We start from the raw sequence: 14,245 nt of genomic DNA, 5'->3' as shown, positions 1-14,245 counted from the left end.
AGTTCGTAAACCGCAGTGCGTAAACCGCAGTCCGTAGGACCCGAGCCGGCCGCGCGGCGCTTCGAGCACCGCGCGGCCGGTCTTCCGCCGTACGTAAGGGATCACGTACCTACGGGATCACGCACCCACGGGCTTACGGCATCCCCTGCACATGCGCCCCCACCTGCCTCGCGAACGCGTTGCCGTCCGCCGCGTCCCAGTTGGTGGACCAGGCCATCGCGCCCCGCAGCCCCGGGTACGTCTTCGGCGGCTTGAACGAGCCGCAGTTCCTGCCCTGCGTCAGGCAGTCCAGCGCCGCGTTCACCACGGACGGCTCCACATACCCGCCGCCCGCCGCGCGCGACGACGCCGGTACGCCGATGCCCACCTGCGACGGCGCGAGCCCGCCTTCCAGCTGGACGCAGGCGAGCGAGGTGAGGAAGTCCACCGTGCCCTGCGCGTACACCTTGCCGTCGCAGCCGTTCATCGAGCCGCTGTTGTAGTACTGCATGTTGACGACCGTGAGGAAGTCCTTGATGCCCAGGGCCGTCTTGAAGTACTCGTTCTGCGGCGACTGCATGTCGACCGTCTGCGGCGCCATCGTGACGACCACACCGCTGTGCGCGGCGTGCAGAGCCTTGAGCGCCTTTGTCATATAGGCCGAGTTGAGGCCGTTCTCCAGGTCGATGTCGACGCCGTCGAACCCGTACTCGTCCATGAGCTTGCCGACCGAGTCGGCGAAGTTCTTCGCGGAGGCGTCGTCGCTGACCGAGACCGCGCCCTTTTCGCCGCCGACCGAGATGATCACCGATCTCCCGGCCGCCTGCTTGGCCTTGATGTCCGCCTTGAACTCGTCGGCGGAGCCGTAGCCGACCGCCGGGTCGAGGTGGAATCCGACGGCGCCGGGCGTGCCGGTCGCCTCCGCGAAGGACACCGCGATGATGTCGTAGGCGTCGTTCACGTCCTTGAGTTTCTGGACCGTGGCGCCGTTGTCGAAATTCTGCCAGTAGCCGGTGACGGCGTGCTTCGGTACGGCCGCGGCGCGGGCCACCGTGGGGGAGTGGCCGGTCCGTGAGGTGGTGGGCGGCGTGGCCTCGGACGCGTCGGCGGTGCCGGCCGCGACGACGCCGGCGGCGGTCAGGGCCGCGGCGGCGAGCCCCGTCAGCGCCCGCGCGCCGCGTCGTGCTGTACGTCCTGTACGCCGTTCCGCATGTGCTGCTCTTCCTGATCGTGCGCGTACCACTGGTGCCTCCGTGGGGGGAGTTGAGCTGGGTGGTTCTGCTGCGCGTTCAGGGGCCCCTGAGCTGTTGTGGTGCTGGTGTTGCACGTGGTGCGTCGTGCTGGCGTACAAGGTGGTCCAGACCAATGTCCGTGTCAAGAGGTCGCGCGGAATCCTGAATTCCCCGGGGCCGGGGCAGGAGAAGGGAGCGACGGGGGAAAGGAGATGCCAAGACGGGGGCCGAGTACCCCGGAACGTGTTCTCCGGGGCGGAACTCGTGGATAAGGTGCTGAGCCAACAGCAGTGCCGACAGCGCCAACAGTGCCGACAGCGCCAGCAGCGCAGTGGGGGACGCGACGTGCCGACCGCGATTGCAGTCACCAGCGCCGACCTCGCGCTGCCCGCCACCGACCGGCAGACCCCGGCCGCCGTCGTCGTCCGCCCGCCGCATGCCCAGCCGTTGGACGAGGCGCTGACCGAGCTGGGCGCGGTGCTGGAACACCACGGCCATCTCGTCGCGCTCTACTCCACCGCCTGCCCGCCGGACCACGTACGCCGTCTGCACACCCTGCGCGCCGTCCTGGAGAGCGACCGTTTCGCGATCGTGCCGGTCGACCTGCCGCCGCTCGGCCTCGCCGTACTGGGCCACCAGCTCCGGCAGTTGTCGCTGTGCGACTTCAGCCCCGGCCTGCTGGCCTGTGCGGCCCGCCTGCTGGCCCACTACGTGCACGCGGGCGCCCTGCTGGGCAGCGTGGCCCGGCTCGACCGGGTCGCCACCGATCTGCGCTCCCACCTGCGCTCCTGGGTGCCCGGTACGCAGTTCGCGGTGCTCGCCAACCCCGAACCGCACCTCGTCCACCTCGACCGGCACGCCGAACGGGCCGCCGAAGCCGGCCTGCGCCCGCCCGGCTTCGCCACCCGCCTCGTCCACGCGCGCGGCCAGTTGGCCGGCGACTGGGTCGGCGGCGTGCTGGCCCGCTCCTGGCAGGTGCAGGGGACGTACGAGGTCCCGCTGCCCGCCGAGTCGGCGGCCTGGTGGGGCACGCGCAAACTGGCCGAGTTCGCGGCGGCCATCCCGGATCTCTCGGTGCTCTACCAGCTCGTGGCGTCCGTACGGAGAGAGGAGTGCGGCTGGTGCGGTCTCGAACTCATCGGCGACCGGTGCGCGTTCTGCTGCGCGCCGTCCGCCGCTCCGACCGCGGGCGCGGGCCCGGGCGCCGCGCGCCGTACGAACGGGGCCGCGCGCTCCCTCCCGGGCCCGGACGCCGACACGCCCGCCTCCTCCCTGCTGCGGCGGCGCGGTCTGGCCCCGGTCGCACCGGCCGGCGTCCCCGGGCCCGAGCCGGGCCGACGGACGGCCGTACGGGCGCGCTGAGCCAACGGCGCACGGCCGGCCGGCCCGTACCGAACCCGCCCGTATCCGCCCCGCCCGGCCCCCGCGCGCCGGGCCCCCACCCGTGCGAACCGCCCCGCCCGGCCCAGGCCGGACCCGCCCCCGCCCGCCCCGTCCCCAGCGAGGTCCCGCACTCATGAACTCACGCCAGCGCCGCGGAGTGATCCTGCTGCTCCTGTCGGTCCTCTGCGCGCTCGGCGCGTTCGTCGGCGTGCTGTCGGTGATCCGCGACGTGGAGTCCAAGGTCGGGCCCGAGCGCACCGCGTACCGGCTCACGTCGGACGTGCCCGCCTACCAGGCGCTCGATCCGGGCCAGTTCGAGCAGGTCGCGATACCGGAGCGCTGGCTGCCGGCCACCGCCGTCACCGACCTGGCCCGGGTACGCGGGAAGATCGCCGTCACGCCCCTGCACAAGGGCTCGCTCCTCCAGAACGACATGGTCGTCGACCGCCCGGCGCTCAAGCCGGGACAGCAGGAGATCGCCATCATGATCGACGCGGCCACCGGCGTGGCCGGGAAGATCAACCCCGGGGCGCGGGTGAATATCTACGCCACCTTCGAGGGCAAGCGTGCCGAGGACAAGCCCGTCTCCAAGGTGATCGTGGCCAACGCGCAGGTCATCGACCGCGGCAAGCTGACCCCGCTGGAGAACAAGGACCCCGGCGACACCCGCTCCTCCAGTACCCGCCGCGCCACCGAGGCGGTGCCGATCACCTTCGCGCTGAGCACCGCGGACGCCCAGCGCGTCGCCTACGCGGAGTCCTTCGCCACCCACGTACGGCTCGCCCTGGTCGCCCCCGGCACCGAGGCCGCCATCCCGCCGGGCGAGCGCACCTACACCCTCGACGGCGACAAATGACCCGGAGGCACAGGTGACCATCCGCATCCTCGCGGCCGTCGGCGAACCGGACGCAGCCCGTGCCGTGTCCTCGCTGATCGGCCAGCTGCCGGGCGCCGAGCCCGCGCCGCCGGTCGCCGACTCGACGGCCCTGGTCAACGCCCTCGACCAGGCCGCGTCCCGGTCGGTGGCCGGTGCCGCGGCCCCGCCGTCCGCGGCCGTGGACGAACTCCCCGAGGTCGTCCTCGTCCACGAGCGCATCGGCCCGGTGCCCGCGCTGGAGCTGATCCGCGACATCGCGCTGCGCTTCCCCGCCGTCGGCGTCGTGCTGATCACCGCCGACGCGGGCCCCGCCTTGTTCGCCGCCGCCATGGACGCGGGCGCGCGCGGCGTCGTCGGCCTGCCGCTCGGCTACGACGAACTGGCCGCCCGGGTGCAGGCCGCCGCCCAGTGGGCGACCGGCGTACGGGTGCACCTGGGCGGCGGCCAGGAGGCGGCGGCCGGGCCCGCCGGGACGCTCGTCACCGTCACGGGCGCCAAGGGCGGTGTGGGTACGACCCTCACCGCCGTCCAACTGGCCCTCGCCGCGCGCGCCGCCGGGCGCAGCGTCGCGCTGGTGGACATGGACCTCCAGTCCGGCGACGTGGCCTCCTACCTGGACGTCCAGTTCCGCCGCTCGATCGTCGACCTGGCGGGCATCCAGGACATCTCCGTACGCGTACTCCAGGACGCCGTGCACGCCCACCACACCGGCCTCGGCCTGCTGCTGGCGCCGGAGGAGGGGGAGCGCGGGGAGGAGGTGGACGACCGGGCCGCCCGTACGGTCCTCTCAGCGCTGCGCTCGCGCTACGAGCTGGTGGTGGTGGACTGCGGCGCCCAGATGCAGTCCGCCAACGCGGCAGCCGTGGAACTCTCCGACGTGGCGCTGCTGGTGACCACGCCGGACGTGGTTGCCGTACGGGCCGCCAAGCGCCTGGTACGGCTGTGGGACCGCCTCCAGATCCGCAAGGCCGAGGACACCACCACCGTCGTCAACCGCCTCACCCGCAACACCGAGATCCAGCCGCCGCTGGTGGCCAAGGCCACCGGCACCCGCGTCGCGCGCACCCCCGTACCGGCCGGCTTCAAGGAACTCCAGCCGTACGTCGACGCCGGCCGGATGCAGGACCTGGACGCCCGCTCCACCGTTCGGCAGGCCCTGTGGGCGCTGGCGGGGGAACTGGGCCTGGTCGACGTGCCCGCCGCACGGCAGGGGCGGGGCAGCCACCGCGCCCGTACGTCGCTGACCGGGCGGCGGCGCAAGGCGCTGACGGCCGGACCGGGCGCCGCGGAGCCGGGCGCGGGCTCGTACGGCCCGGCCGATCCGTACGAGGAGGGCTGAGGCATGCGCCGCGCCCGGCCGGGCGACGACCGCGGTCAGGTCTCCGTCGAACTGCTCGGCCTCACCCCGCTGATCCTCGTAGCCCTCGCCGTCGTCTGGCAGTTCGTGCTGATCGGCTATACGTACGCGCTCGCCGCCAACGCGGCGGACAAGGGCGCGCGAGCGGGCACCGCCACCCGGACCGGCGGCGAGGGCGCCTGCGCGGCGGCGGCGAAGAAGGACCTGCCCGGCGCCTGGCAGGGCGGCGCCGACATCACGTGCGGCGCGCAGGGCGGCCTGTTCACCGCCCGGATCGGGCTCAAGGTGCCGGTGCTCTTCCCCGGCGTCGCGGACTTCCCGTGGGGGACAGTCACGGGTTCGGCGGGGGCGGCGGAGGAGGAGGGGACGTGAGGGGGACGGTACGCACCCGGAGAGGCAGCAGGCCGCGCGTCCGGCGCGACGACCGCGGCCAGATCTCCATCGAATTCCTCGGCTTCCTGCCGATCCTGCTGCTCATCGCCCTCGCCGTGGTGCAGCTCGGCCTGGCCGCGTACGCCGTCCAGCAGGCCGGTACGGGAGCGCGCGCCGCCGCCCGTACGGCCACCCTGGACGAGGCCGACCGGAAGATCGGCCCGGTCGCGGCGGGCAAGGCGGCCATGAGCGGCTGGGCGGGCGCGGACGCCGTGGTCGAAGCCTCGGAAGGCGGCGGCGAGGTCCACGCGACCGCCACCGTCGAGATCCCGACCCTCCTTCCCGGCGTCGGCCCCTGGCACGCCACCCGCACCGCCACCATGGCCCTGCCCGCGGAACCCGGAGGAACGACCGCCCCATGAGCCTCAAAGCCCGCATCGCCGCGCCGGAGGCCCCGCCGTCCGGCCGCGAGGACGGCCATCTCGTCGCCGTCTACCGTGCCAAGCTGCTCGAAGAGATCGACCTCGCCGAGATGTCCGCGCTGGCCGCGGCCGAGCGCCGCACCCGCCTGGAGCGCGTTCTCGGCCACATCATCAGCCGCGAGGGCCCGGTCCTGTCCACGGCCGAGCGCGCGCAGCTCATCCGCCGGGTGGTGGACGAGGCGCTCGGCCTCGGCGTCCTGGAACCGCTCCTCGAAGACGCCTCGGTCACCGAGATCATGGTCAACGGTCCCGACCAGGTGTACGTGGAGCGGCACGGCCGGGTGGAACTCGTACCCGTCCGCTTCGCCTCCCACGAACAGCTCATGCAGACCATCGAGCGCATCGTCTCGACCGTCAACCGGCGGGTGGACGAGTCCAATCCGATGGTCGACGCGCGGCTGCCGTCCGGCGAGCGCGTCAACGTCATCATCCCGCCGCTCGCCCTGAACGGCGCCACCCTCACCATCCGCCGCTTCCCGCGCGCCTACACGCTGCCCGAGCTGATCGGCATGGGCACGCTCGACGACCAGATGGTGATGCTGCTGGCGGCGCTGGTGCGGGCCAAGTTCAACGTCGTGGTCTCCGGGCCCACCGGCGCGGGCAAGACCACCCTGCTCAACGCCCTCTCCGGGCTGATCCCGGAGGGCGAGCGCATCATCACCGTCGAGGACGCCGCCGAACTCCAGCTCCAGCAGACCCATGTGATCCGCCTGGAGTCCCGGCCGCCCAACGTGGAGGGCAAGGGCCGGATCACCATCCGCGACCTCGTACGCAACTCGCTGCGCATGCGTCCCGACCGCATCATCGTCGGCGAGGTCCGCGGCGGCGAGACGCTGGACATGCTCCAGGCGATGTCCACCGGCCACGACGGCTCACTGGCCACCGTGCACGCCAACAGCGCCGAGGACGCCCTGATGCGCCTCCAGACGCTCGCCTCCATGTCGGACGTCAAGGTCCCCTTCGAGGCGCTGCGCGACCAGATCAACAGCGCCGTCGACTGCATCGTGCAGATCGCCCGGCACGCCGACGGCTCCCGCCGGATCGGCGAGGTCGCCATCCTGGACTCGCACGGCCACGCCGACTACCGCCTCGCCACGGTCTGCCGCTTCGAGGCCGAGCCCAGCGGCGCCGACCGCACCGTACGCGGCCGCTTCCGCTACTTCCCACTGCCGCGCCGGGTCGCCCAACGCCTCTATCTGGCCGACGAACCCGTACCCCCGGCCTTCGGTGTCGCCGCCACCGACGGCCGGCTCGCCACCCGAGAGGTCACGTGACGGCCCCGTAGGCCCACAGCCCGTAAACCCACAGCCCGCAGCAGGAGGACGGACGTAACCCCCATGTCCCTGGACAGCATCGCCCTGCTCACCCTCGGCACCACGCTGCTCTGCGCGGTGCTGGCCGTGGTGGGTCTGCGGCTGTACGCGACCGGACGCGAGCGACACCAGGCCCTCGTCGACCGGCTCTCCGACGACCCCGGCCTGCCCCGGACGGGCCGCGGCCGCCGCTTCGCGGGCGTCGACCGCCGGCTGCGCGCCACCCGCCTCGGCCGCGGCCTCGAACTGCGGCTGGCCGCCACCGGCCTGGACGTCACCCCCGGCGAGTTCTTCGTCTGCCTGCTCGCCGTGGTTGCCGGGGTGTGGCTGATCGCCCAGGCGGTCCTGGCGCCCTTCTTCGGGCCGATCGCCGCGCTGGCGGCGGTCTGGGCCGCGTACGCCTTCCTCAACTGGCAGCGGCAGAAACGTATCGAGCGGTTCATCAACCAGCTGCCCGAACTGTCCCGCATCCTCGCCAACGCCACCCAGGCCGGGCTGGCCCTGCGCACCGCCCTGGGCATGGCGGCGGAAGAACTGGAGGCACCGGCGGGCGAGGAACTGGCCAAGGTCTCCGACAAGCTCGCCGTCGGCCACTCCCTGGACGATGCCCTGGACGAGCTGGCCGCCCGCCTGCCCTCGCGCGAACTCGTCGTCCTCGTCACCACCCTCGTGCTGTCCAACCGCGCGGGCGGCACGGTCGTCGGCTCGCTGCGCAACCTCACCAAGACCCTGGAGGAGCGCAAGGAGACCCGGCGCGAGGTGCGCACCCAGCTCTCCCAGGTCGTCGTCACGGCGTACGTCGTGCCGTTCCTGGGCCTGGGCACGCTGCTGCTGATGGACCGCATCGCGCCCGGGGCCATCGACCGGATGACGGCCACGTTCCTGGGGCAGGCCGCGGTGGTCGTGGCCTGCGTCCTGTACGCGGTCGGCTTCTTCGTGATCCGCCGCATCTCCAAGATCGACGTCTGACCGCGCCCGCCGCACCTCCCCTCCAGAAGGCACCCACCCATGGGAATCGGAACGACCGGCCTCCTCCTGGCCCTCGCGCTCGCCCTCTCCGTGGCGGGCATCTGCTACGGCATCGCCCTCTACCGCCGCGAGGCCAGACTGCCCCCGGACATCGCCGTCGCCCTGGAGATGGGCGCGTCCCGTACCACCGTCGTCGGCTCGGCGGTGGACCGGATGGGCATGCGCTACGCGCCACTCGTCCTACGCCTGATGGGGGAGAAGCGGGTGGCCAAGGTACGCAGGCGCATCGATCTCGCGGGCAACCCGGGCGGCCTCACCGTGGACCGCTACGCGGCCCGCCGCGCGGTCTACGGCTTCCTCGGCTTCGGCGGCGCGCTCGTCATGCTGCTGCGCTCCCAGCTCCTGCTGGCCCTCCTGCTGTTCGCCTTCGGCCTCTTCTGGAACGAGGTCGGCATCTGGGCCGCCATTCGCCAACGCAAGGACACCATCGAACGCACCCTGCCCGACTTCCTCGACGTGCTCGCCGTCGTGGTCAGCGCCGGACTGGGCTTCCGGCAGGCCCTGGACCGGGTGGCCGACAAGTACGAAGGCCCCTGGGCCGACGAGCTGCGGATCACCCTGCGGCAGATGGACATGGGCGTCAGCCGCCGCGAGGCGTTCGAGGAACTGCGCAGACGCAACGACTCCGATCAGGTGGCGCAGTTCGTCACCGCACTCCAGCAGGGCGAGGAACTCGGGTCCCCGATCGTGGACACCCTCATCCAGATCGCCGACGACATGCGCCGCACCGACGCGCAGAACGCCCGCCGCCGCGCCGCCCGCGCGGTGCCCAAGGCCACCGTGGTCGTCACCACGTTCATGGTGCCCGGCACGATGATCCTGCTGGTCGCGGGCTTCTTCCTGGGCTCGGGAACCGACTTCGGCTCGCTCATGGGCAAGTGATCGGTGCTACGCGGGCGGCGCGTCAACTCACATACCGCACACGCGGTTTCCGCGTCTCGAAACGGCCCCCTGTTGTGCGTACGCCCTTCGCGTACGCAACGGTATATGGCACAGTCGGCATCCATGTGTTCCCCGGCCCCGGCCGTACCGCCGGGCACACCGGGACATCCGGAAACGGCGCTGCCGACGAGGACGGGGCGGGGGTGGGACCAATGCCGTCGGACGGAACGGGCGTACCGGGAGAGCCGGGCGCGGCGGAGGGGACGGCGCTGCCGGGCGGACCGGACGGCCCGAAGGACCCCCCGATGCTTCAACTCGGTTCACCGGGAAAGGAATGGTGCCGTGTGCCCTGTTCCGGGACCGGTGTTCCGGCGTACGTTTCTCGTGTCGCGAGCGTGTGTGTGCGCAGCGTGCTCACGTTCGGAGCACGGACGTCCGGTGCCCGTGCGAACCGGGCCCGCCCGTACGGCGCCCGCTCGCGCGGCGACACCACGGGGGCAGACCATCCGGACCGGAGCGGCCCGGCCGCCCATGGAGGGGAACACGATGGCGAAGCGGTTGTTCGGAAACGACCGGGGACAGACCTCGAACGACCAGGGCCTGATCTCGAACGACCGGGGGCAGACCTCGATCGAGTACCTGGGCATCATCGCCGTGGTGGTGGCGATCGTACTGGTGCTGTCGACCACGGACTTCGGCAGCCAGATCGCCACGGCCATCTCGAACAAGATCTCCCAGGTCGTGGGCATCTGACGCGGGGCGCGTCCCGCCGGCGGGCGCGACGCGCCGGGCCGGAAGGGGACGCGCGAGGGGCCCGGGACTCCGGGCAGGCGTTCCCCGTCTACATCGTGGCCGTGGCGGGCCTGCTCTTCCTGGCCCTGGCGTTCTTCGCGGTCGGGCAGGCCGCGGCGGTACGCAACTCCGCGCAGACCGCGGCCGACGCGGCGGCCCTCGCGGCCGGTCAGAAGTACCGCGACCAGCTGACCACGAAGCTCCTGGACGCGGTCCGTACGGGCGCGCCCTGGCGCGACTTCCTCGACGGCCGTGGCGTACCCGGCGACGAGGCGTGTACGAACGCCCAGTGGTTCGCGGGGCGCAACGACGCCGACGCGACGTGCACCCCCGGCTCGTACCCCACGTCCTTCGCCGTACAGGCCGACACCCGTAAGACGGTGGGCCGTTCGGTCATTCCGGGGACCGAGGGCAAGCACGCGTCGGCACGCGCCAAGGCGGTGGTGGAGCCGCGCTGCGCCGCGGGCCCGCAGCGGGAGCCGGGGCCGCCCGGTACGGGCCAGGACGAGGGTCAGGGGCAGGGCGGGGATCAGGGCCAGAGCGGGGGTCAGGGCCAGAATGAGGACGGCGACCCGCCTGCCGGGGAACCCGCGCCCGGCCCTCCCCTCGACCTCGTCTGCGAGCACGGCAAGAAGTGGACGATCGACCCCGCCGACCCGCGCGGCGAGCTGCCGGAAGCGTCCGACCTGTTCTCCGTACGCCTTGCCGAATGACCAGCCGACGACGAGCAGAGGGAATCGCATCCATGAGTACCGGGCGCCCTTCGAAGGCCAGGAGAGTGGCCGCCGCGGCGATCGCCGCCGGGCTCGCTCTCGTCGTGAGCGGCTGCGGCGGGGACGACGGCGGCGGCGCGGCCGACGGCAAACCCCCGACACGGGCCGCCGCCCCGAAGACCACCGGCCGCGGCACCCCGGCCGCCGACACCACCCAGGCCATCGGCGAGATGAAGGGCCCGGACGGGGTGGTCGTCACCCTGCACTCCGCGGTCCGCGACTCCGGAGGCTTCGTCACGGTCAGCGGTACGGTCACCAACAAGGGCACCAAGATCTTCAACGCGATCAACTGGCGCTCCAACGAGACCGGCATGCGCTCGCGCTCCTCCGTCTCCGGCGCCACCCTGGTCGACAAGGCCGGCAAGAAGCGCTACCTGGTGCTGCGCGACACCGAGGGCGAATGCCTGTGCACGACCGGGCTCAGCGGCCTCAAACCCGGGGAGAGCCGTCCCCTGTTCGCCCAGTTCCCGGCCCCGCCGGAAAAAGTGACCGAGGTCGACTTCCAGCTGCCGACCCTGCCGCCCGCCACCGTCACGATCTCGGACTGACCCATGGCCACCACGTCCGGGACCAGGACCCGTACGGCGCGCGCCGCCGTCACCACGGCCGCCGCCCTCCTCCTGGCCGTCACCCTCGGCCCGCCCACCGCCCGCGCCGACGACCCGCCAGGCGTCTCCGAGGACACCACCGCCCCGGTGAAGATCGACCCGCACGACCCGGACCTGCGGATGGTCCAGGGCGCCACGCTCGCCCCCGCCAAGGTCCTCAACATCAAGTCCATCGTCGAGACCGACGACGGCGCCGAGCGGCGCCAGGACACCAACGCCAACGTGACCTTCGCCCTCCAGGCCGAGGTCCTCTTCGGCAAGGACAGCGCCGAACTGACCCCCGACGCACTGTCCCGCATCGGCACCATCGCCACCGAGATCAAGCGACAGCACGCCACCAGCCTGCGCGTCTTCGGCTTCACCGACAACCTCGGCACAGCCGCCCACGGCCTGGTCCTCTCCAAGGACCGCGCCAACGCCGTCCAGCGCGAACTCGCCAAGACCCTGGGCCCGACCATCACCTTTCAGATCCGCGGCTACGGCGAGGAGTATCCGATAGCGGACAACGGGACGGAGGAGGGGCGGAAGAAGAACCGGCGGGTGGAGGTCAGTTTTCCGCGGGCGGGACGTTAGGTCCCGGGGGCGGGACGTCAGGTTCCCGGATACGTCCGCTCCTACGTCTCCTCCATCGGGCCGACCAGTATTGGACTGATCGATACAGTACCTGTACCGTCATCGCCATGGCCCGTCCCAGGAAGTTCGACGAGGAGCGGGCGGTCGACGCGGCGATGCACGCGTTCCGGGCCGCCGGCTACGAAGCCACGTCCACGCAGGACCTGTGCGAGGCGACCGGCCTCGGGCGGAGCAGCATCTACAACACCTTCAAGAGCAAGCACGACCTCTTCGAGCGGGCGCTCGACCGCTACATGGGAGAGCGCAACGGCGAACTGTTCGCGCTGATGGAGAGCGACCTGCCGGTGCGGGAGAAGATCCGTACGCACCTTGAGCGGGTCGTCGAGGAGGAGTGCGGCGAACAGGACGACCGGCGGGGATGCCTGGTGGTGAACACCGCCGTCGAGGTCGCGGCCCGTGACCAGCAGGTCGCGGGCGAACTGGCCCGGGACTACCGGGTGCGGCTGGAGGTGATCCGCGCCGCGATCGCGTCCGGGCAGCGGGACGGCGACATCGCCCCGGACAAGGACGTCACCGCCCTCGCGCACCTCGTCATCGCGGCTGTCGGCGGCCTGCGCGTCTCGGCGCGCTGCGGGGCCGGCCGGACCGCGCTGCGCGGGGTCGTGGAGGGGGTCATGGCGGCTTTGTGAGGGGGCGGGCCGACGCGCGATGCGGCCCGCCTTCTTTTTGCCTTCGTTTTGGACTGATCAATACATAACGCCGGGCGGTTGTGCCCGCGCGGTATCCGAGAACCGGAGCAGGAGCAGAACCACGTGAAAGCCACACCCATAGCCGTTTACCTTCTCGGGCTGGGGATCTTCGCCCAGGGAACCTCCGAATTCATGCTCGCCGGGCTGCTGCCCAACGTGGCCGCCGACCTCGGGGTCTCCATCCCCGACGCCGGGCTCCTGGTGTCCGCGTTCGCCATCGGCATGGTCGTGGGCGCGCCCGTACTCGCCATCGCCACCCTGCGCATGCCGCGCCGGACCGCACTGGCCGCCTTCCAACTCGTCTTCGTGGCGGGGCACGTGGTCGGTGCCCTGGCCCCGAGCTACGGGGTGCTCTTCGCGACGCGGGTCGTCAGCGCGTTCGCGTACGCGGGCTTCTGGGCGGTGGCCGCCGCGACGGCGGTGAGCCTGGTGCCCGCCGGCGCCAAGGGCAAGGCCCTGTCGGTCGTCGGCACCGGCCTCACGCTCGCGACTATCGTGGGCGTACCGGCCGGCACGGTGCTGAGCCAGCACGTGGGGTGGCGCGCGGCGTTCTGGGCCGTCGTCGTCCTGACCGTACTCAGCCTGCTCGCCCTGCTGGCCGTACTCCCCGCCGGCCGCGCTGACGACACCGAACTCCCGTCCCCCCGGCGGGAGATCAGGGCCATGACCCGGCCCGCCCTATGGGTCTCCTACCTCCTCACCACGCTGAGCTTCGGCGCCGCCATCGTCACGTTCAGCTACCTCGCACCCCTGCTGACCGAAGTGAGCGGACTGCCGTCCGGGCTGGTGCCGGCCGTACTCGCGCTGTACGGCGTCGGCGGCCTCCTCGGCATGACCCTCGGCGGCCGCACCGCCGACCGCCACCCCCTGCGCACCCTCTTCCTCGGCATCGGCGCCCTGGCCATCGCCTCCGCACTGCTGGCACTGACGGCCACGAACCTGCCCGCGACCATCGCCCTGACCTTCACCCTCGGCCTGACCGGCTACCTCACCAACCCGGTGGTCCAGTCCCGCGTCTTCACCCTCGCCCCGGACGCGCCGACGCTGGCCCCGGCGGTCAACACGTCCGCCTTCAACGTGGGCATTACCCTCACGCCAATGCTCGGCGGCCTGACGATCGACGCGGGTTACGGCTATACGTCGGTGGCCTGGGTGGGGGCGGCGGTCGGCGCGTTGGCGTTGCTCGCGGCGCTGTGGGCGGCGATGTTGCAGCGGCGGGCGGAGGGCCGTACGGCAATGGGCCGATCGGCGGACGCGGCCTCGGGTGTCGCTACCGCAGCCAGACCGGACGCCCTGACGGCAGCCGACTGACCGACTGGCTCAGCGGTACAGCTCGCACCACACGATCTTGCCGTCCACTCCGAGGCGGTTCGGATCGAGTGCGTACCACCCCCAGTCGTCGGCATACGCCCCGACGAGCCGCAACCCGCGCCCGGACCCGGCGACGAGACCGTCCGGCGCGGGGTGCTCGGCGACGCCGGGCAGCGTACGGCCGGTGTCCCACATGCTCATCCGCACCATGCCGTCCTCCCAGGAAAGCCGCATGCGAGCCGGGCCGGGCGCGTGGAGGTAGCAGTTGGTGGCGAGCTCCGACGCGAGCAACCGGGCCCGGTCGCCGAGTTCGGGGAGCGAGTGGCGGTTGAGGACGAGGTGGGCGGTGGTGCGGGCGATCCCGGGGCTGAGGGGGCAGTAGGGGAGCCGGAGGCTGTACTCCCAGTTGCCGTGCCGGTAGGCGGGGTGTCGGAGGGGGGTGACTGCGTGCAGGGGCATGCGCATCTCCACTACTGCGAGAAGTAGTTGATCCGACACGGACGGTAGTGCAAGGCGGGTGCTGTAGTCCACGC

16 protein-coding genes are annotated in these 14,245 nt (G+C 72.2%); 14 read left to right on the top strand and 2 right to left on the bottom strand.

Going from position 1 to position 14,245, the window contains the following annotated elements; genetic code table 11:
- Positions 1-133: 133 nt before the first annotated feature.
- On the bottom strand, positions 134-1,222 hold the full coding sequence (locus CP984_RS14295) for a chitinase (RefSeq protein WP_003985455.1): 1,089 nt from the start codon (positions 1,220-1,222) through the stop codon (positions 134-136).
- Positions 1,223-1,556: 334 nt separating this feature from the next.
- On the opposite strand from CP984_RS14295, the gene CP984_RS14290 reads away from it, so the two are divergent.
- The 14 genes from CP984_RS14290 to CP984_RS14225 all read left to right on the top strand — a co-directional run bounded on the left by CP984_RS14290 (position 1,557) and on the right by CP984_RS14225 (position 13,712).
- Positions 1,557-2,573: a hypothetical protein gene (locus CP984_RS14290; protein WP_063766054.1), complete on the top strand. Its 1,017-nt coding sequence runs from the start codon at positions 1,557-1,559 to the stop codon at positions 2,571-2,573.
- A 154-nt stretch (positions 2,574-2,727) separates the two neighbouring features.
- The gene (cpaB, locus tag CP984_RS14280; RefSeq protein WP_003982771.1) at positions 2,728-3,450 is read left to right on the top strand and encodes a Flp pilus assembly protein CpaB; all 723 of its coding nucleotides are present in this window, start codon (positions 2,728-2,730) and stop codon (positions 3,448-3,450) included.
- A gap of 13 nt (positions 3,451-3,463) precedes the next feature.
- Positions 3,464-4,810, top strand: a complete 1,347-nt coding sequence (locus CP984_RS14275; RefSeq protein ID WP_003982770.1) for an AAA family ATPase — start codon at positions 3,464-3,466, stop codon at positions 4,808-4,810.
- Between the two features lie 3 nt (positions 4,811-4,813).
- Positions 4,814-5,200: a TadE/TadG family type IV pilus assembly protein gene (locus CP984_RS42030; protein WP_003982769.1), complete on the top strand. Its 387-nt coding sequence runs from the start codon at positions 4,814-4,816 to the stop codon at positions 5,198-5,200.
- Positions 5,197-5,622, top strand: coding sequence for a TadE/TadG family type IV pilus assembly protein (locus CP984_RS14270; RefSeq protein WP_003982768.1), 426 nt, complete (start codon positions 5,197-5,199; stop codon positions 5,620-5,622). Before CP984_RS42030 ends, CP984_RS14270 begins: the two co-directional genes overlap by 4 nt.
- Positions 5,619-6,956 carry a CpaF family protein gene (locus CP984_RS14265; protein ID WP_003982767.1) on the top strand — a complete coding sequence of 446 codons (1,338 nt, stop codon included), beginning with the start codon at positions 5,619-5,621 and terminating at the stop codon, positions 6,954-6,956. The genes CP984_RS14270 and CP984_RS14265 overlap by 4 nt, the downstream gene beginning before the upstream one ends.
- 63 nt (positions 6,957-7,019) lie before the next feature.
- Complete coding sequence (locus tag CP984_RS14260; RefSeq protein ID WP_003982766.1) at positions 7,020-7,964, top strand: type II secretion system F family protein; 945 nt, start codon at positions 7,020-7,022, stop codon at positions 7,962-7,964.
- Between the two features lie 39 nt (positions 7,965-8,003).
- A complete protein-coding gene (locus CP984_RS14255) occupies positions 8,004-8,906 on the top strand; it encodes a DUF5936 domain-containing protein (protein ID WP_003982764.1) in 903 nt (300 codons plus the stop codon).
- Between the two features lie 546 nt (positions 8,907-9,452).
- The gene (locus CP984_RS14250; protein WP_003982763.1) at positions 9,453-9,659 is read left to right on the top strand and encodes a hypothetical protein; all 207 of its coding nucleotides are present in this window, start codon (positions 9,453-9,455) and stop codon (positions 9,657-9,659) included.
- Positions 9,656-10,411, top strand: a complete 756-nt coding sequence (locus CP984_RS14245) for a pilus assembly protein TadG-related protein (protein ID WP_078575146.1) — start codon at positions 9,656-9,658, stop codon at positions 10,409-10,411. The genes CP984_RS14250 and CP984_RS14245 overlap by 4 nt, the downstream gene beginning before the upstream one ends.
- A gap of 32 nt (positions 10,412-10,443) precedes the next feature.
- Positions 10,444-11,019 carry a hypothetical protein gene (locus CP984_RS14240; RefSeq protein ID WP_030183861.1) on the top strand — a complete coding sequence of 192 codons (576 nt, stop codon included), beginning with the start codon at positions 10,444-10,446 and terminating at the stop codon, positions 11,017-11,019.
- A 3-nt stretch (positions 11,020-11,022) separates the two neighbouring features.
- The gene (locus tag CP984_RS14235; protein WP_003982760.1) at positions 11,023-11,652 is read left to right on the top strand and encodes an OmpA family protein; all 630 of its coding nucleotides are present in this window, start codon (positions 11,023-11,025) and stop codon (positions 11,650-11,652) included.
- 107 nt (positions 11,653-11,759) lie between these two features.
- Entirely contained in the window at positions 11,760-12,341 is a 582-nt protein-coding gene (locus tag CP984_RS14230; RefSeq protein WP_003982759.1) for a TetR/AcrR family transcriptional regulator, read from the top strand.
- Between the two features lie 123 nt (positions 12,342-12,464).
- Positions 12,465-13,712, top strand: coding sequence for a Cmx/CmrA family chloramphenicol efflux MFS transporter (locus CP984_RS14225; RefSeq protein ID WP_003982758.1), 1,248 nt, complete (start codon positions 12,465-12,467; stop codon positions 13,710-13,712).
- Positions 13,713-13,721: 9 nt separating this feature from the next.
- Here CP984_RS14225 and CP984_RS14220 read toward each other — a convergent pair whose 3' ends face one another.
- Positions 13,722-14,171: an ATP-binding protein gene (locus CP984_RS14220; RefSeq protein WP_003982757.1), complete on the bottom strand. Its 450-nt coding sequence runs from the start codon at positions 14,169-14,171 to the stop codon at positions 13,722-13,724.
- Positions 14,172-14,245: the final 74 nt, after the last annotated feature.

It is taken from the genome of Streptomyces rimosus (genome assembly GCF_008704655.1).
GTDB classification, from domain to species: Bacteria; Actinomycetota; Actinomycetes; order Streptomycetales; family Streptomycetaceae; genus Streptomyces; species Streptomyces rimosus.
This window is presented reverse-complemented; position numbering and strand designations above follow the sequence as displayed.